Here is a 16,757-nt window from a genome sequence, read left to right on the forward strand (position 1 = left end):
CATCGGGCCAGACCGGGTGGGAACATGCTCCCCAACAGGCGTTACAAAAGCGACACGGACCGCCACTAGAACCGGACCGCTGTCGCCAGATGGCGCCGGCCAGGCCACCCTCGGGAGATGAAGAATGAACAAGCTCGCCCTACTTGCTTTGACCTCGTCGGCGCTTGCCCTTACGGCGACGCAGTCTTTTGCCGATTACACACTCAACATCCTGCATATCAACGACTGGCACAGCCGCATCGAATCCATCAACAAATACGATTCGACCTGTTCGGCCGAAGACGAGGCGGAGGGCAATTGCTTTGGAGGCGCGGCACGGCTCGTGACGGCGGTGCGCGACCGGCGGAAGGCGCTTGACGGCCAGAATGTCCTATTCCTCAACGCCGGCGACAACTTCCAGGGATCGCTCTTCTACACGACCTATAAGGGCGAGGTCGAAGCCGAGTTCCTGAACCTCATGGGGACCGACGCCATGGTCGTCGGCAACCACGAGTTCGACGACGGTGAAGATGGCCTGGCCGCTTTCCTGGACAAGGCGGAGTTCCCGGTTCTGGGTTCCAACGTCAAGGCCAGCGAGGCCTCCAGCCTCGGCGACCGCGTGAAGCAATATGTCATCCTGGAAGAGGGCGGCGAGAAGATCGGCATCGTCGGCGCGGTGGCGAACGACACGGCCGAGCTTTCATCGCCGGGCGAGAATGTGAGCATCATAGAGGACGTGGAAGGCATCACCGCCGCCGTCGAGGCCGCAAAAGCCGAAGGCGTCAACAAGATCATTGCCGTAACCCATGTCGGCTATCCGCGCGACCTTGCCGCCATAGCCAAGATACCGGGCGTGGACGTGGTCGTCGGCGGCCACACCAACACGCTCCTGTCGAACACGATCGAAGGCGCCGAGGGGCCCTATCCGACCATGGTGGACAATCCGGGAGGCTATCAGGTGCCTGTCGTGCAAGCCGGCTCCTACTCCAAATATCTCGGTGAGTTGAAGGTGGTGTTCAACGATGAGGGTGTCGTGACGCAAGCCACCGGCGACGTGCATCTTCTGGATGCCACCGTGCAGCCGGACGAAGCTGCCGCCGAACGGGTCGCCGAACTGGGCGGTCCCATCGAGGAGCTCAAGCAGAAGGTCGTTGCCCAGACCACCGCCCCTATCGATGGCAGCCGCGAGAACTGCCGCGCTGGCGAATGCGAGATGGGCAACGCCGTCACCGATGCAATGCTTGCGCGCACCAAGGACCAAGGCGTCGACTTCGCCATCACCAATGGCGGGGGCCTGCGCGCCTCCATCGACGAAGGCGAGGTGACGATGGGCGAGGTGCTCGGCGTCCTGCCCTTCCAGAACACGCTCGCCACCTTCCAGATCAAGGGCGAGGACGTCGTCGCCTCGCTCGAGAGCGGCGTCAGCCAGATCGAGGAAGGGGCCGGGCGGTTCCCGCAGGTATCCGGCCTGCGCTTCTCGTTCGATCCGTCCGTTGCACCGGGCGAAGGCCGGGTAAGCGATGTCGAGGTCAGCGAAAACGGCGAATGGCAGCCCATCGATCCCGACAAGACATATTCGGTGGCCACCAACAACTTCATGCGCAACGGTGGCGACGGCTACAAGCTATTCGCCGAAAACGCCGAGAATGCCTATGATTACGGGCCGGGCCTTGAAGAGGTCCTGGCGGACTACCTGGCCGACAACAGCCCCTATCAACCCACGATAGACGGACGCATCACCAAGGTCGGAGCTTCGACGGCCGCCGCCGGAGCTGCGGAAGAAGAAGCCACCGGGCCGGCCACCGGCGCCGAGGGCGAAGGCGCAGAAGCAGCGGCTGAAACCACGGTGGAGCCCGCGGAAGAAAACGCCACCGAGGCCGCGGACGAGACCGGCGAGCCAGCCGAGGAGATGACCGCAGAAGGCGCGGCCGAGGGCACGGAGCAGCCCGGAGAGGAAGACGGCGCGGAAGCGGGCAGCGGAACCACGGGGGATGCCAGCGAAGCGACGACCGATACGCCCGGGGCGAGCGAGGCAGCCGCAACCGGTGAAGCGGGGAGCCATACGATCGCGCGTGGCGATACCTATTGGGATCTGGCCCAGCGGTATTATGGCGATCCCCGAAAGTGGCGGACATTGGCGGAAGCCAATCCCAATCACCCGGCCCGTAGGCTGACGGTCGGGACGACGATCACCATCCCCGCCGCCGAATAGCAGAACCGAAAAGAACCTACCGGTCCCGCCCTGCCGGCGGGGCCACACACCCCTGCGGCCACAAGCGCCATTGTTTTTATCCGCTCCACCATTAGCTTCAGAGCGCGCACAGGAGCTGGATTGAAATGACATTGAAAACGATGCCGGAAACCGGGACCGCCGGGTCTGCGGCGCTGCTTCCCGAGGGACACCCGCCAGTCAGGATCGGAAAGGTCGGCGTCCTGCTTGTCAACCTCGGCACGCCGGACGGCACCAGCTACTGGCCCATGCGGCGCTACCTTCGCGAGTTCCTGTCGGACCGGCGAGTAATCGAGTGGCCGCGTGCGATCTGGTATCCCATCCTGCATGGCATCGTACTGAACACCCGGCCTAAAAAATCGGGCGCTGCCTATGATGCGATATGGAACAGGGAGCGCGATGAATCGCCCTTGCGGACATTCACCCGCTCGCAGGCGGAAAAACTGGGAGCAGCGCTCGAAGGGCTCGACAATGTGATTGTCGACTGGGCGATGCGTTACGGTACCCCTTCCATCGAGAAGGTCACCAAGAGCCTGATGGAACGCGGCTGCGAACGCATCGTCATGTTTCCGCTCTACCCGCAATATTCAGCGACCACCACGGCCACGGTGAATGACAAGTTCTTCGAGGCGCTGATGAAGATGCGCTTTCAGCCGGCGATACGGACCGTGCCGCCCTACCACGACGAGCCGGCCTATATAGAAGCGCTCGCGCGCTCCATCGAGCAGCACCTGGCGACGGTCGATTTCGAACCGGAGGTGGTGATTGCGTCCTATCACGGCATTCCGCAGAGCTATTTCCGGCGCGGCGACCCCTATCACTGCCACTGCCAAAAGACGACGCGGCTGCTGCGCGAGCGGCTCGGCTGGGACGAGGAGAAGCTGATCACCTGCTTCCAGTCCCGTTTCGGGCCGGAGGAATGGCTCCAGCCATATACGGACAAGACGGTGGAGAAGCTGGCGCGCGAGGGCGTCAAGTCGGTCGCCGTCCTCAATCCGGGCTTCGTCTCCGACTGCCTGGAAACGCTCGAGGAAATAGCCGGTGAAGCCGGCGAAATCTTCCACCACGCCGGCGGCGAGAACTTCACGCACATACCCTGCCTTAACGACAGCGCCGAAGGCATGGCTGTCATCGAAGCCCTGATACGCCGCGAACTGGCGGGATGGGCTTGATGCAGGGCAGCCGCCTTCGTGCCTCAGAGCGCCATGCGCCCATTCGGAGCGCAAAGGCGCCCAGGCACCTGAACCCATATGTCGGGCTTTCGGAAATCAATACCGGTTTTCGAACCGATGCTGTAAGCCTCAAACACCTCTTACGGTCTGGTCGCAATCCGTGAGATAGTGCGCCAGCTTCGGTCCATTCCCACCCGCAGGGTCCCGCCAATGCTTTTCTCAGGTCTCGATATTCTTATCCCGGTCCTCGTCGTCCTCGTCCTCCTGCTGCTGTTCGTCAGCGTCAAGACGGTGCCGCAGGGGCATAATTACACGGTCGAGCGCTTCGGCCGCTACACGCGCACGCTTTCACCCGGCCTCAACATCATCACCCCCTTCATCGACCGCGTCGGCGCAAAGATGAACATGATGGAGCAGGTGCTCGACGTGCCGACCCAGGAGGTGATCACGCGTGACAACGCCATCGTCGCCGTGGACGGCGTGGCCTTTTACCAGGTGCTAAGCGCGCCGCAGGCGGCATACCAGGTGTCCGGCCTGGAGAACGCCATCCTCAACCTGACGATGACCAATATCCGTTCGGTCATGGGTTCGATGGACCTCGACGAGCTTCTGTCGAACCGCGACATGATCAACGAAAAGCTCCTGCGCATTGTCGACGAGGCGGCCAATCCGTGGGGCATCAAGATGACCCGCGTCGAGATCAAGGACATCAATCCGCCCGCCAACCTCGTCGAATCGATGGCTCGGCAGATGATGGCCGAGCGCAACAAGCGCGCCCAGATCCTGGAAGCCGAAGGGCTCAAGCAGGCGCAGATACTCGAGGCCGAAGGCCGTCGCGAAGCGGCTTTCCGCGACGCCGAGGCGCGTGAGCGCGCTGCGGAAGCCGAAGCCCGCGCGACCGAGGTCGTCTCCGAAGCGATCGCCAAGGGCGACGTGCAGGCGGTCAACTACTTCGTCGCGCAGAAATACACCGAGGCGCTGGCCAAGATCGGTTCGTCGAACAACAACAAGATCGTGCTGATGCCTTTCGAGGCTTCCGCGCTGATCGGAACGCTCGGCGGCATCGGCCAGATCGCGCGGGACGTGTTCGGCGCGGACGGCAAGAGCCCGCGCCCCTCCACGCCCCGCCCGCCGACGACCGGCCCGGCGCGTGAACAATGATTGTCTCCCTTGTATAAGGCCCGGCCATGCTTCAATCCGTTCTGACCGAGCTCGGCCCATGGAACTGGATGGTGCTCGGCTTCATCCTTCTGGCGCTGGAGATACTCGTTCCCGGCATCTTCCTCCTGTGGATCGGCATTGCCGCCATCCTGACCGGCGCGCTCACTCTACAGCTCTGGGGGCTGATTTGGTGGCCCTGGCAGGTGCAGGTTCTCGTCTTCCTGGTTCTGTCGGTCGCCTCCGCGCTCATCGGCAAGAAGCTCATGGATGCGCGGCGGGCGGACGACACGGATCAGCCCTTGCTCAACAAGCGCGCGGAGCAGCTTGTCGGGCGCACCGCCTCACTGGACGAACCCATCGACAATGGCTATGGCCGCATCCGCATCGACGACACGACATGGCGCGTTTCCGGCCCCGACCTGCCGGCCGGGACCCGCGTGCGGGTGACGAGCGCGGAAAGCGGGGAGCTCAAGGTCGAGAAGGCCTGAGCACAGGCCTACGCCGCACCAATGCGAAGAAGGTCGTGCAGGTGGACAATGCCGACGGGCTTTTCCTCCACCACCACCATCAGTGTCGTGATGGCCGAGGAGTTCACCATCTGCAGCGCGGTGGCGGCCAGCGTGCCGGGCGCGATGGTCTTGGGCTTGCGGGTCATCACCTGGTCCACGCTCATCGACAATATGTCGCTGTCCATGTGGCGTCTGAGGTCCCCATCTGTGATGATGCCGGCCAGCCGTCCGTCGGCGGCTGTCACGCCGACGCAGCCGAAGCCCTTTCTCGATATTTCTAGAATGGCTTCCCGCATTCCGGTGCCGGTGGAAACCAGCGGCAGTTCCTCGCCCGAATGCATGATGTCGCCCACATGCATCAGATTGGCGCCAAGCTGCCCGCCCGGGTGAAATGTCCGGAAATGATCGGGTGTGAAGCCGCGCGCCTCCAGGAGCGCGATGGCCAGCGCATCGCCGATGACGAGCTGCAGCAAAGTCGAGGTCGTCGGCGCCAGCCCGTGGGGGCACGCTTCGGCCGCCTTGGGCAGGCGGAGCACGACGCTCGATTCCCGCGCAAGCGCCGACTTTTCGCCGGAGGTGATAGCGATCAGCGGTATCGAGAAGCGCCTTGCATAGGCAACGATGCCCTTCAGTTCGGCGCTTTCCCCCGACCATGAAAGCGCGATGATCACATCATCGCGGGCAATCATCCCGAGGTCTCCGTGGTTGGCCTCGGCGGGATGCACGAAATAGGCCGGCGTTCCCGTGGAGGCGAGCGTCGCGGCGATCTTGGAGCCGATATGGCCGCTCTTGCCGACCCCGGTGACGATGACGCGGCCGGAGATGCCGCTGATCGCGGCGACAGCGGCCGCGAACGGCTGGCTCAGCCCATCGGTCAGGGCCTGGCTCAGTTCCGCGAGCCCCTTCCGTTCGGTCTCGAGCGTCCGCATCGCCGAAGCGATAGCCTGTGCCGGATCGGTCTTTTTTCTGGGTGCGCCGTGCATGCGATGGCGCTTAGCGCTTTCACCAGCCGATGTCCAATCCTCTTTGCCGGCACAGGCTGCCCGCTTGGCCGGCCACCCAGCTCAACCTTGTATTAACCATCCCCATTTAGGGTTTGGTTACCAGGCCCGGTGGGGCCGCATGAAAGTTCGGGTGGCAATGTCGCGATTACCTCCGGCAGGGAACTACGCTGTTTGGCGGCTGGCTGCCTTTGCCGGCCCGCTGCTTTTTGCCCAGGCCGTTCATGCGCAGGAATACCAGCTTCGCGGCGCCGTGAACGAGCAGGAAGTCAGCTCCAGCCTCCTTGCCGGGGGAACGGAGGGCATACCGGCCCCTGCCTACGAACCGGTGAGCCAAGGAGCCGTTACCGACGAGGAAACGGACGCGCTGTTTCCTTCCGGAGAAGGCGTCGGCACGACGATCTCACAGGAGCCGTTCCCGCCGTTGAACCCGTCCGCCCGACCGGCATCGCGTCCGAGTGCCCGCGCCAACGAAGCCGAGGATCCCAGCTCTTCCATGGCGGCTGACGCGAGCCCGCCCGGCGCCGGAATTGATGATCTGAGCACCGGAGGCACGCGCCCGGCCGGTCCCGTCGAACCCGCGTATCTGGAAGAGCCGCGGCGGCTCAACCAGCCTGTCCTGCCCGTGGAAGGGCAGGCCAGGGATGAGCCGCAAGATTCCTATGCGCCGCTCGGCCTGCGGATCGGAACGTTCAATGTCGTGCCGCAGCTCGAACAGGGTCTGACCTGGACGTCGAACGCCAATAACAGTCCCGACGGCGGCGAAGCGGTGCTCTCCCAGACCACGCTGCGACTTCGCGCCGTGTCCGACTGGTCGCGCCACGGCGCAACGGCCAACGCCTTCGGCACCTACCGTAAATCGATCTCAGGCGAGGAAGTTTCCGAGCTGGAAGGCGGCGCGGACGCCGCGCTCCGGCTCGACTTCGCCAACGACCTCACCGGCACCGCCTCGCTCGGCTACCGGGCCGCCCGCGAATCCGCCTCCTCCCCGGTGGCGATCGCCAGCGTCGACCGGCAGCCGCTGCGTCACACGATCGATGGCACGCTCGGCATCGAAAAATCCCTCGGGCGCCTTCGGCTTGGCCTTGCCGGCGACGTCACGCGCATCCAGTACGGCGAAGCGGAGTTGAGCGACGGCACCCGCCTTTCGCAGGACGACCGCAACTCGACCCTGGCCCTGATGCGGCTTCGCGCCGGATATGAGTTATCCCCCAGCCTCGCGCCATTCGTGGAGATCGAGGGCGGGCGCCGCTTCTACGACGAGGACAATGACAGCGCCGGCTATGCCCGCTCCGCGACGCGCCTGGGCGCCCGCGCCGGCCTGGCGGTGAACATGTCGGAGAAGCTGTCGGGCGAAATCTCGGCCGGCTGGATCTCGGAGGATTTCGCAGATTCCCGTCTTGAAACGATCTCCGGCCTGGCGCTCGCCGCCGCCATTGAATGGTCGCCGGTGCGGGAGACGACCTTACGCCTGGACGGGTCGACCATCGTCGAGGGCACCACCGATGCAGGCCGGAGCGGCTCGCTGCTTTACTCCGGAACGTTGCGCGCCACACGGAGCCTGCGCGCCAACCTCACCGGCGAAGCGGCATTCGGCGCCGCCTACCGCGACTATGTCGGCGGCGGCCATGACCTGATCCTGAGCGGCGAGGCAAGCCTGACATGGTGGCTGAACCGCTATGCCGGCCTCGTCGGCCGGGCGCGCCACGAGCGCCAGACGAGCAGCCTGCCCGACCGGGACTACGACACCACGAGCGTCTTCATGGGCGTGACCCTGCGCCGCTGAGATCGCGTCCGCCTATCCTTCCTGCGCCAGGATGTCGCGGGCGAAACGTGTGATGAACGGCTTCAGGTCCTCGCGTTGCAGCGCAAAGGCGAGATTGGCTTCCACGAAGCCTTCCGGCGCACCGCAATCGAACGTGCGGCCTTCATAGATATGCGCGAAAAAAGGCTGCTCGGCGTGCAGCCGCAGCATCGCGTCGGTGATCTGGATCTCGCCGCCGGCCCCCGTCTCCTGGTTCTCCAGAAGCGCAAAGATTTCCGGCTGAAGAATATAGCGGCCGTTTATGTAGAACGGCGACGGCGCGTCCTCGGGTTTCGGCTTCTCCACCATGGCGGTGATCTCGAAGCTCGAATGGGCGTCCTTGCCGCGCCCGACGATGCCGTATTTGTGGGTCTCGGAGGGATCGCACTCCTCGACGGCGAGGATGTTGCCGCCGGTGTGCTCATAAAGATCGACCATCTGCTTCATGCAGCCCTCTTCCGACTGCATGATCATATCGGGCAGAAGCAGGGCGAAGGGCTCATCGCCCACCAGCTCGCGCGCGCACCAGACGGCATGGCCGAGCCCCAGCGGCACCTGCTGGCGGGTGAAGCTCGTCTGCCCCGGCTGCGGCTGCATTGCCTGCAGGCGCTCGAGGATTTCCGTCTTTCCGCGCCGCGAAAGCGTGTCGTAAAGTTCCACCTGCACATCGAAATGGTCTTCGATGGCGGATTTGTTGCGGCCGGTCACGAAGATCAGATGCTCTATGCCCGCCTCGCGCGCTTCATCCACCACATACTGGATGACCGGCTTGTCGACCACCGTCAGCATCTCCTTGGGCAACGCCTTGGTTGCCGGCAGGAACCGCGTACCCAGGCCGGCAACCGGAAACACAGCTTTACGGATCTTCTTCTTCATGCAAGAGGCCCCTTTTCAAGGTCGGTTGGTGGAACGATACGCATCGGTCAATGCGCGAGAAGCTGGTTGGGTTGCGCCGTGAAATAGCGCCAATTTGCTGGCATCACACATCACGCATGATTCATATGGTAAACTCTTTACTAACCGTAATCGGCGATCATTAGGCACGAGTTTCCGATGGAGGTTGGAATGTTTTCACGCCGAACCCTTTCAGGCTTCATAGCGCGCGGGTTTCTCGCAGGCGCACTTCTTGCGGCCGGGGCGGTTTCGCCCGCCTGGGCGGATGCCGGCTTCCAGCGGTGGGTGGCGCAGTTCCGTTCGGTCGCGATCCAGAACGGCATATCCGGCGAGATCTATGACCGCGCCTTCCGCGGCATCACCGCGCCTGATCCGGAAGTGCTGGAAAAAGCCCGCTATCAGCCGGAGTTCCGGGCCGAGCCCTGGGAGTATTTCGACAATCGCGTGCAGGAAGAGGCTATCCGCACGGGACGGCAGCTTGCGCGCCAGTGGAAGCCGTGGCTGGACCGCATCGAACGCCAGTTCGGCGTGGATCGCTCCGTATTGCTGGCCATCTGGTCGATCGAATCGAACTACGGGGCCGCGCTCCAGAACGACCGCATCATGCGCAGCCTGCCGCGCTCCCTGGCCACGCTCGCTTATGCCGACAAGCGCCGTGCCAAGTTCGCACGCACGCAGCTTATCGCTGCCCTGAAGATCCTGCAGCGCGGCGACGTCACCGAACGCCAGCTCACCGGTTCCTGGGCCGGCGCCATGGGGCACACGCAGTTCATCCCGACCAGCTACCAGGCCTATGCGGTGGACATGGACGGCGACGGCCGCCGCGACATCTGGAATTCGGTGCCTGACGCGCTGGCCACCGCGGCAAACCTCCTGCGCAAGAACGGCTGGCGCCCCGGCGAGACCTGGGGCTACGAAGTCGTCCTTCCCGGTGGACGCAAATTCCCCGCGGGCAACATGTCGCTCCAGCAGTGGGCGTCCATCGGCGTCGTGCGCGCCAACGGCAAACCCTTCCCGCGACCGTCCGACAGCGCGGAACTGAAAGTGCCGGACGGGCGCGCTGGCCCGGCGTTCCTGATGACCAAGAATTTCTCCGTCATCAAGCGCTACAACAATTCGGATAAGTATGCGATTGCCGTCGGGCTCCTTGCGGACCAGATTGCCGGCTATGGCGGTCTCGTGCGCGACTGGAGCCGGCCGTTCGAACGCCTGTCCTTCGGCGAAACCGAAGAGCTGCAGAAGCGGCTGGGCGCGCTTGGCTATTATGACGGGCCGATCGACGGCAAGATCGGCTCGGGCTCGCGCAACGCCATCAGGCAGTTCCAGGAGCGCATGGGGCTCAATCAGGACGGCCATCCCAGCAAAGAGGTTCTAAGGAAGCTGCGCGGGAACTAAAGGCTTGCCTTCCGATTGAATGCGGAAAACAACAACGGAGCGCAGTTCGGTATCCGGCAGGACGTGCGGCAAGGAGGACATCTTGCTCATCGGCACAAGGACGAGGACAATTCTGGCCAAGGCGGCACTGGTTGCCGCCGCTTGCGGCTTTGCCCTCGCCGTTGTTCCGCCCATTGCCGGCACCGCGGAGGCCCAGGAGCTGATCCGCAGGCGCGGTCTTCTCGATATGCTTTTCGGCGGGCCGCCGGAACGCCAGCCACCGCCCGCGCAAGCCGCACCCAGCCGGCAACGGCAAAGCGCACCGCCTCCTTCCACGCGCAGGCAGTCGAGCAGACCGTCGCAGGGGGCCGCTCGCCCCGCCCCGCCACCGGAGCCTGAGGTCGAGAAGCTGGAGAATGCGCGGGTTGTCCTGGTCGTCGGCGACTTTTTGGCAAGCGGTCTGGCCGAAGGCCTGCAGGCAGCCTACCAGGAATCGCCCGGTGTCGTCATCGTCGACCGCACCAATGGATCCTCCGGCTTCGTGCGCGACGACTACTATGACTGGAACGCCGAGATCACCGGCATAGTGGAGGAGGTCGATCCGGCTGTCGTCGTCGTCATGATCGGCTCCAACGACCGTCAGCAGCTCGTCATCGGCGGGCAGCGCGAGCGTCCGCAAACGGAGCCCTGGACCAAGGAATACGAAAGGCGGGTAAACGCTTTCGCCACCGCCCTCAAGAATGAAGACGTGCCCTTCATCTGGACCGGCATGCCGCCGTTCAAATCGCCGAGCATGTCGTCCGACATGCTGGCCTTCAACGACCACTACAAGAAGGCCGCTGAAAATGCCGGCGGGACTTTCGTCGACATATGGGAGGGTTTCGTCGACGAGAGCGGCGCTTTCGTCTTTACCGGGCCCGATATCAACGGACAGTCGGTACGTCTGCGCGGCAGCGATGGCATCAATTTCACCCGCCCGGCCAAGCGCAAGGCGGCCTTCTACGTGGAAAAACCGCTGAACAAGCTGCTCGGCGACGCCGTGGCGCCCGACATCGAGCAATTCGACATCCAGAACCTTCCGATGCCCGGCCTGCTGACAATAGAACCCGAGATGATCGACCGCACCGGTCCGATCTCTCTGGCGGGCCCCGAACTGGACGGGAACACGGAACTGCTGGGCGCCTCGCACCAACCCGTGAGCGAAACGGAAAAGCGATCACCGCCCCTGGAAGCTGGAAGCGTTCCAGGCAGGGCCGACAGTTTCTCCGCCGATCCGGCGCCTGCCGGAGCTGAAACGGAAGACGCCGCGGCCGGGAGCACGACGTCGATCCTTCCCTGATATCCAGATCAGTTCACCGTTTCCCAGAAACGCCGAACTGATCTAGAGCGGTTCAGGTTGTATCTGAATCGGAGGGGATTCCGATTTCGGACGTTTTGTGATTATGGGATGGCCCGCCCCTCTCTGGAGCGATCGGTTATGATCGCTCTGCTTCGAACGAGAGAGGAACGGACCGATGTCGATTTTCGTGCTTGGAATTGATCTTGGCAAGAACGTGTGCAGCCTCGTCGGGCTGGATGAGGTGGGTGCTGTTGTTCTGCGCCGCCGACTTCGCCGTGACGGCCTTGAGGATTTCGTCGGCAGGTTGCCGCCGTGCATTGTGGCGATGGAAGCGTGCTGCGGTGCGCATCACCTTGGCCGGGTGCTTGGCGCGATGGGCCACGCGATCCGGCTGATGTCGCCGGAATATGTGCGGCCCTATGTGAAAGCGAACAAGAATGACGATCGAGATGCCGAGGCGATCGCGGAAGCGGCGACGCGGCCGACGATGCGCTTTGTCCCGGTCAAGAGCGAGGCGCAGTCGGATATCCAGGCCCTGCATCGGGCACGCTCGCGATTGGTGTCGGAGCGCACGGCGCTGATCAACCATCTGCGCGCACTGTTGCTGGAGCGGGGGTCGTAGCATCGAAGGGAAGGAAGCAATTGGAAGCCCAGCTGGCGGTATTTGCGGACGAGGACGATCCCCGATTATCGCCGCGTATGCGCCTGCTGGTCGAAGACCTGCGTGCCGAATGGCGCAGCCTTGATGAGCGGATTGCCGCCTTCGACGCAGAGTTCGTGGCAATGGCGCGCGAGGACGAAGCAGCCCGTCGGCTTGCGACGATCCCAGGGGTTGGCGTCATCAACGCCACCGCACTTGTTGCTGCGGTCGGCGACGCCCGGAGCTTTGGGCGCGGCCGCGACCTTGCCGCCTGGCTGGGCCTGACACCGCGGCAGGCGACCACCGGTGGTAAGCCGAGGCTGCTCGGCATATCCAAACGCGGCAACCGATATTTGCGAGCGAACCTGATCCATGGCGCGCGTGCGGTGCTCCCGCGCATCATGACCCAGGACACCCCGCTCGGCCGATGGGTGCGCAACTTATCGGAGCGAACGCACAAGAATGTTGTCGTGGTGGCGCTGGCGGCCAAGCTGGCGCGCATCGCCTGGGCGGTGCTACGAAAGGAGCACGGCTTCGATCCGGCGATCGCGGCGGCATAGGGGAGTTAAGGTCTTCGGCCACAGAGCTGGAGCCGCAACTATCTGCGAGTGGTTGGAAGAAGATGGCCTGACAGTCGAACGGCAGTCTGGAAACCTGGACCATTGAACGGTCGGTCGAGACCGGTGTGATTATGAGGACCGGGCTGCGCGGATCTCCATCTTGGCCGGGGCATGACCCCGAGACCGGATACGTTGACGCAGACTGAACAGCGCAATCTTCAAACACCCTTGCAGACGGGGCGGGCCATACGTTCAAGATGCTGGCTGGAGTGGAGGCCAGCATCGGATGACGCGACCTCTTTCGAATGATTTGCGTGAACGTGTTGTCAGGGCGGTCGAGGCCGGCGAGAGCTGCCGGTCGGTGGCGGCTCGTTTCGGCGTTGCCGTCTCGTCGGCGGTGAAGTGGTCTCAGCGCTACCGTGCGAGCGGGTCTGTGGCGCCGGGCAAGATGGGCGGGCACCGCAAGCGCGTGTTGGAGCCGCACCGTGCCTTCATCGCCGAGCGGATCAGCCAGACGCCGCATCTGTCGCTGCACAAGCTGAAGGAAGAGCTGGCGGCGCGCGGCGTGAAGGTGTCGCACGATACGGTGTGGCGCTTCCTGCGCCGCGAGGGGCTTCGGTTTAAAAAAAACACTGTTCGCCCTTGAGCAGGCCCGTGCCGATATTGCCCGCCGGCGGCAACGCTGGCGTTCTTGGCAGTCCGGTCTCGATCCGACACGGCTGGTGTTCATCGACGAGACCTGGATCAAGACCAACATGGCGCCGCTGCGGGGCTGGGGGCCGAGAGGCAAGCGCCTGCGCGGCTTTGCCCCGCACGGCCACTGGCGCACGCTGACCTTCCTCGGCGCTTTGCGCCACGACCGGCTGACGGCGCCTTGCGTCTTCGACGGACCGATCAACGGCCCGTGCTTCCGCGCCTATGTCGAGCAGCAGCTCGTGCCGGTGCTCAAACCGGGCGACATCGTCGTCATGGACATGTGTGGACGCCCCCGTTGGTGCAAGAAGAATCTTTTCGAAGAGCGCGGAGCGTGGTCAGGTGCTGACATGTGTCCGGCCTCTGATGCGGCGTTCTACATGCCGCGGGCCCGTATGGGAGTTCGCGGAGCGGGTCCAATTCAATCTCGCGTGCTCAAGGCACGTATCCATGATCTGGTTTTCCCGATCCCGTCTCGTTGACCGTTGCGCCATACTCTCCGTTCGACCTTCTCACACCATGGCAGCCCGCTCGAGGAGCGGTATAGAGCGGACTATCCTGCTATGGCCGGCGTTCGATAGGTTCCGCCTCTGGCCATCAATGCCCACACGATGCGCGCCGTCTTGTTGGCCAAGGCGACGATGACCAGCATGGGTGGCTTGCGCTCAAGCATCCGCGAAAGCCACGGATCCCCGGTCGATCCCTTCCGCATGGCCCAGCGCACGGCGGCGCTGGCCCCAATGATCAGCAGCCGTCGCAGGGTTCGCTCGCCCATTCGAGACGTCTCGCCGAGCTTCTGCTTGCCGCCCGAAGAACGTTGCAGCGGCGTTAGTCCGAGCCATGCCGCGAAGTCCCGGCCTCTCTTGAAGGTCTGAGCGGACGGGGCCAACGCGGCAAGCGCCGTCGCGGTGACCGGTCCTATACCGGGAATGGTCATCAAGCGCCTGGCTTCCGCATCCTCTCTGGCGCGCCGAGCGACCTCTCGGTCGAGCTCGGCCACTCTCGTATCCAGCGCCCGCAACTGCTCAACGAGTAGAGACAGGATCGGGCGGGCGGCTTCGGGGATGGCGGAACCCTTATCCTCAATCGTCGCGATGAGCTTGGCCACGTGGAAGAGGCCTTGCGCAGCCACAAGTCCAAATTCCGCAAGATGGCCGCGTATTGCATTGATCGTCTGGGTCCGCTGGCGAACGACAAGATCGCGGACGCGGAACACCATTGCCGCAGCCTGCTGCTCTTCGCTCTTCACCGCCACGAACCGCATGGTCGGCCGTTGCGCAGCTTCACAGATTGCTTCGGCGTCAGCCGCATCGTTCTTCTGACGCTTCACAAATGGCTTGACGTATCCCGGAGCGATCAGCCGGACTTCGTGCCCGAGCTTCGCGATCTCCCGCGCCCAGTAATGGCTGCCGGCGCACGCTTCCATGGCAACCGTGCAGGCCGGCTGATCGACAAGAAAGCGAAGTACCTGATCGCGGCGAAGCTTCTTCCGGAACAGCACAGCTCCCGACCCATCTGCGCCGTGCGCCTGGAACACGTTCTTCGCCAGGTCCAATCCGATTGTGTTAACTTCCAACATGGACGCCTCCGTTCAAGTGATGATCAACGACACCACTTTGGCACAGCGATGCCGTGAGGGGGCGTCCACCCCATCAATCTCGGCTCGCACAAGTCGGCCGCCGTCCGGCAGATGATCAAAGCCGCCGGCGCAAGGCTCTGGTATCTGCCCCCATACTCGCCCGACCTCAATCCGATCGAGCAGGCCTTCGCCAAGATCAAGCACTGGATGCGCACGGCCCAAAAGCGAACCATCGAGGAGACATGGCGGCACATCGGCGGCCTCGTCTCCTCAATCCAGCCCAGCGAATGCAGCAACTACTTCCTCAATGCAGGATATGCTTCCGTCAAAACCTGAAAGGCTCTAGCTGCACTGCCGCTCAGCGCGGCAGAACCGTCTCGCCCATCAGGAACTCGTCGATCGCCCGGGCGGCCTGGCGGCCCTCGCGGATGGCCCAGACCACCAGCGACTGGCCCCGCCGCACGTCGCCGGCCGCGAAGAAGCGGTCGATATTGGTGCGGTAGTCCTGGTCGTTGGCCACCACGTTCGTCGAGTTGCGGCGGTCGGTGGTGGTCTCCAGCTTGGAGTCCAGCTCTTTCAGCACGCTCTCCTCGTTGGGCCCGGCGAAGCCGATGGCGATAAAAGCAAGGTCCGCCTTGATGATGAATTCCGTGCCCGCTATTGGCTTGCGCTTCTCATCCACCTCACAGCACTTCACGCCGGTCAGTTCCCCGTCCTCGTCGCCGATGAATTCGAGCGTGGCGACCTGGAACTCCCGTTCCGCGCCCTCCGCCTGCGAGGAGGAGGTGCGCATCTTGGTCGCCCAGTAAGGCCACACGGTCAGCTTGTCTTCCTTTTCCGGTGGCTTGGGGCGAATGTCGAGCTGGGTCACGCGCACCGCGCCCTGGCGGAACGCCGTGCCCACGCAGTCCGAAGCCGTATCGCCGCCGCCCACCACGACGACGTGCTTGCCGCCGGCCAGAATCGGCTCCTCGGGCCAGGCGGCGGACTGGATGTCCTCCCCCCCAACCCGCTTGTTCTGCTGCACGAGGTAGGGCATGGCGTCATAGACGCCATGAAGTTCCACGCCCGGGATACCGGCAGGACGCGGCTTTTCCGAGCCGCCGCAGTAAAGCACCGCGTCGTATTCGGCCAGGAGTTCCTCGACCGGCTTGTCGACGCCGACATTGACCCCGCAATGGAAGATCACACCTTCGCCCTGCATCTGCTCGATACGGCGGTCGATATAGTGCTTCTCGATCTTGAAATCGGGAATGCCGAACCGCATGAGGCCGCCGGGCCGGCTCTCCCGCTCATAGACGTGCACCTCGTGGCCGGCGCGGCCAAGCTGCTGGGCGGCCGCCATCCCGGCCGGCCCCGAGCCGATGACGGCCACGCGCTTTCCGGTTTTCCTGTCGGCCGGCTGCGGGCGCACATAGCCCAGTTCATAGGCCTTGTCGGCGATCGCCTGCTCGATGGTCTTGATGGCGACGGGGATATCCTCGAGGTTCAGCGTGCACGCCTCTTCGCATGGTGCGGGGCAGATGCGGCCCGTCCACTCGGGGAAGTTGTTGGTCGAGTGCAGATTGCGGATCGCCGTCTCCCAGTCTCCCTGATAGACGAGATCGTTCCAGTCCGGGATCTGGTTGTGCACCGGACAGCCCGTCGGCCCGTGGCAATACGGGATCCCGCAATCCATGCAGCGCGCAGCCTGTTTCTCGACTTCCTTGTCCGACATGGGCAGCGTGAATTCGCGGAAATGGCGAATGCGATCGGAGGCCGGCTGATACTTGTGCACCTGCCGGTCGATTTCGAGAAACCCTGTAACCTTGCCCATACTCAT

General features: G+C 63.8%; 11 protein-coding genes and 3 pseudogenes. 10 read left to right on the top strand and 4 right to left on the bottom strand.

The features are described from left to right. Nucleotides 1-124: 124 nt before the first annotated feature. From NTH_RS06490 to NTH_RS06505, 4 genes are all read left to right on the top strand, one after another. Complete coding sequence (locus NTH_RS06490) at nucleotides 125-2,191, top strand: 5'-nucleotidase C-terminal domain-containing protein (RefSeq protein WP_338529265.1); 2,067 nt, start codon at nucleotides 125-127, stop codon at nucleotides 2,189-2,191. Nucleotides 2,192-2,316: 125 nt separating this feature from the next. Then, the gene (gene hemH, locus NTH_RS06495) at nucleotides 2,317-3,381 is read left to right on the top strand and encodes a ferrochelatase (RefSeq protein WP_422392359.1); all 1,065 of its coding nucleotides are present in this window, start codon (nucleotides 2,317-2,319) and stop codon (nucleotides 3,379-3,381) included. Between the two features lie 210 nt (nucleotides 3,382-3,591). Then, nucleotides 3,592-4,542: an SPFH domain-containing protein gene (locus NTH_RS06500; protein WP_338529266.1), complete on the top strand. Its 951-nt coding sequence runs from the start codon at nucleotides 3,592-3,594 to the stop codon at nucleotides 4,540-4,542. 26 nt (nucleotides 4,543-4,568) lie between these two features. Beyond that, the gene (locus NTH_RS06505; protein ID WP_338529267.1) at nucleotides 4,569-5,030 is read left to right on the top strand and encodes an NfeD family protein; all 462 of its coding nucleotides are present in this window, start codon (nucleotides 4,569-4,571) and stop codon (nucleotides 5,028-5,030) included. An 8-nt stretch (nucleotides 5,031-5,038) separates the two neighbouring features. Here NTH_RS06505 and NTH_RS06510 read toward each other — a convergent pair whose 3' ends face one another. After that, nucleotides 5,039-6,034 carry a KpsF/GutQ family sugar-phosphate isomerase gene (locus NTH_RS06510; RefSeq protein WP_338529268.1) on the bottom strand — a complete coding sequence of 332 codons (996 nt, stop codon included), beginning with the start codon at nucleotides 6,032-6,034 and terminating at the stop codon, nucleotides 5,039-5,041. A gap of 157 nt (nucleotides 6,035-6,191) precedes the next feature. Here NTH_RS06510 and NTH_RS06515 point away from each other — a divergent pair, with 157 nt between their 5' ends. Beyond that, nucleotides 6,192-7,838: an outer membrane beta-barrel protein gene (locus NTH_RS06515; protein ID WP_338529269.1), complete on the top strand. Its 1,647-nt coding sequence runs from the start codon at nucleotides 6,192-6,194 to the stop codon at nucleotides 7,836-7,838. A gap of 12 nt (nucleotides 7,839-7,850) precedes the next feature. Here the strand turns inward: NTH_RS06515 and galU are convergent, their stop codons facing one another. Then, a complete protein-coding gene (galU, locus tag NTH_RS06520) occupies nucleotides 7,851-8,732 on the bottom strand; it encodes a UTP--glucose-1-phosphate uridylyltransferase GalU (RefSeq protein WP_338529270.1) in 882 nt (293 codons plus the stop codon). A 189-nt stretch (nucleotides 8,733-8,921) separates the two neighbouring features. On the opposite strand from galU, the gene NTH_RS06525 reads away from it, so the two are divergent. The 4 genes and pseudogenes from NTH_RS06525 to NTH_RS06540 form a co-directional block, all read left to right on the top strand. After that, nucleotides 8,922-10,145, top strand: a complete 1,224-nt coding sequence (locus tag NTH_RS06525) for a lytic murein transglycosylase (RefSeq protein WP_338529271.1) — start codon at nucleotides 8,922-8,924, stop codon at nucleotides 10,143-10,145. Nucleotides 10,146-10,227: 82 nt separating this feature from the next. Next, nucleotides 10,228-11,463: a DUF459 domain-containing protein gene (locus tag NTH_RS06530; protein ID WP_338529272.1), complete on the top strand. Its 1,236-nt coding sequence runs from the start codon at nucleotides 10,228-10,230 to the stop codon at nucleotides 11,461-11,463. A 175-nt stretch (nucleotides 11,464-11,638) separates the two neighbouring features. Beyond that, nucleotides 11,639-12,663, top strand: a pseudogene (locus NTH_RS06535) (IS110 family transposase). 286 nt (nucleotides 12,664-12,949) lie between these two features. Next, nucleotides 12,950-13,646 (top strand): annotated as a pseudogene (locus NTH_RS06540) (IS630 family transposase); the annotation flags it as partial. A gap of 263 nt (nucleotides 13,647-13,909) precedes the next feature. On the opposite strand, the gene NTH_RS06545 reads toward NTH_RS06540, so the two are convergent. After that, nucleotides 13,910-14,935: an IS110 family transposase gene (locus NTH_RS06545; RefSeq protein WP_338528339.1), complete on the bottom strand. Its 1,026-nt coding sequence runs from the start codon at nucleotides 14,933-14,935 to the stop codon at nucleotides 13,910-13,912. A 75-nt stretch (nucleotides 14,936-15,010) separates the two neighbouring features. Between NTH_RS06545 and NTH_RS06550 the strand changes: the two are divergent. After that, a pseudogene (locus NTH_RS06550) lies at nucleotides 15,011-15,271 on the top strand (transposase); the annotation flags it as partial. A gap of 22 nt (nucleotides 15,272-15,293) precedes the next feature. On the opposite strand, the gene NTH_RS06555 reads toward NTH_RS06550, so the two are convergent. After that, complete coding sequence (locus tag NTH_RS06555) at nucleotides 15,294-16,751, bottom strand: glutamate synthase subunit beta (protein ID WP_338531824.1); 1,458 nt, start codon at nucleotides 16,749-16,751, stop codon at nucleotides 15,294-15,296. Between the last annotated feature and the right edge of the window lie 6 nt (nucleotides 16,752-16,757).

The organism is Nitratireductor thuwali (assembly GCF_036621415.1).
GTDB lineage: Bacteria > Pseudomonadota > Alphaproteobacteria > Rhizobiales > Rhizobiaceae > Chelativorans > Chelativorans thuwali.

Bases quoted from the DNA above. Each gene is read 5' to 3' on its own strand.
- NTH_RS06490 (WP_338529265.1), top strand. From the start codon at position 125: ATGAACAAGCTCGCCCTACTTGCTTTGACCTCGTCGGCGCTTGCCCTT.
- NTH_RS06555 (WP_338531824.1), bottom strand. From the start codon at position 16,751: ATGGGCAAGGTTACAGGGTTTCTCGAAATCGACCGGCAGGTGCACAAG.
- NTH_RS06545 (WP_338528339.1), bottom strand. From the start codon at position 14,935: ATGTTGGAAGTTAACACAATCGGATTGGACCTGGCGAAGAACGTGTTC.
- NTH_RS06510 (WP_338529268.1), bottom strand. From the start codon at position 6,034: ATGCACGGCGCACCCAGAAAAAAGACCGATCCGGCACAGGCTATCGCT.
- NTH_RS06525 (WP_338529271.1), top strand. From the start codon at position 8,922: ATGTTTTCACGCCGAACCCTTTCAGGCTTCATAGCGCGCGGGTTTCTC.
- NTH_RS06500 (WP_338529266.1), top strand. From the start codon at position 3,592: ATGCTTTTCTCAGGTCTCGATATTCTTATCCCGGTCCTCGTCGTCCTC.
- hemH (WP_422392359.1), top strand. From the start codon at position 2,317: ATGACATTGAAAACGATGCCGGAAACCGGGACCGCCGGGTCTGCGGCG.
- galU (WP_338529270.1), bottom strand. From the start codon at position 8,732: ATGAAGAAGAAGATCCGTAAAGCTGTGTTTCCGGTTGCCGGCCTGGGT.
- NTH_RS06505 (WP_338529267.1), top strand. From the start codon at position 4,569: ATGCTTCAATCCGTTCTGACCGAGCTCGGCCCATGGAACTGGATGGTG.
- NTH_RS06515 (WP_338529269.1), top strand. From the start codon at position 6,192: ATGTCGCGATTACCTCCGGCAGGGAACTACGCTGTTTGGCGGCTGGCT.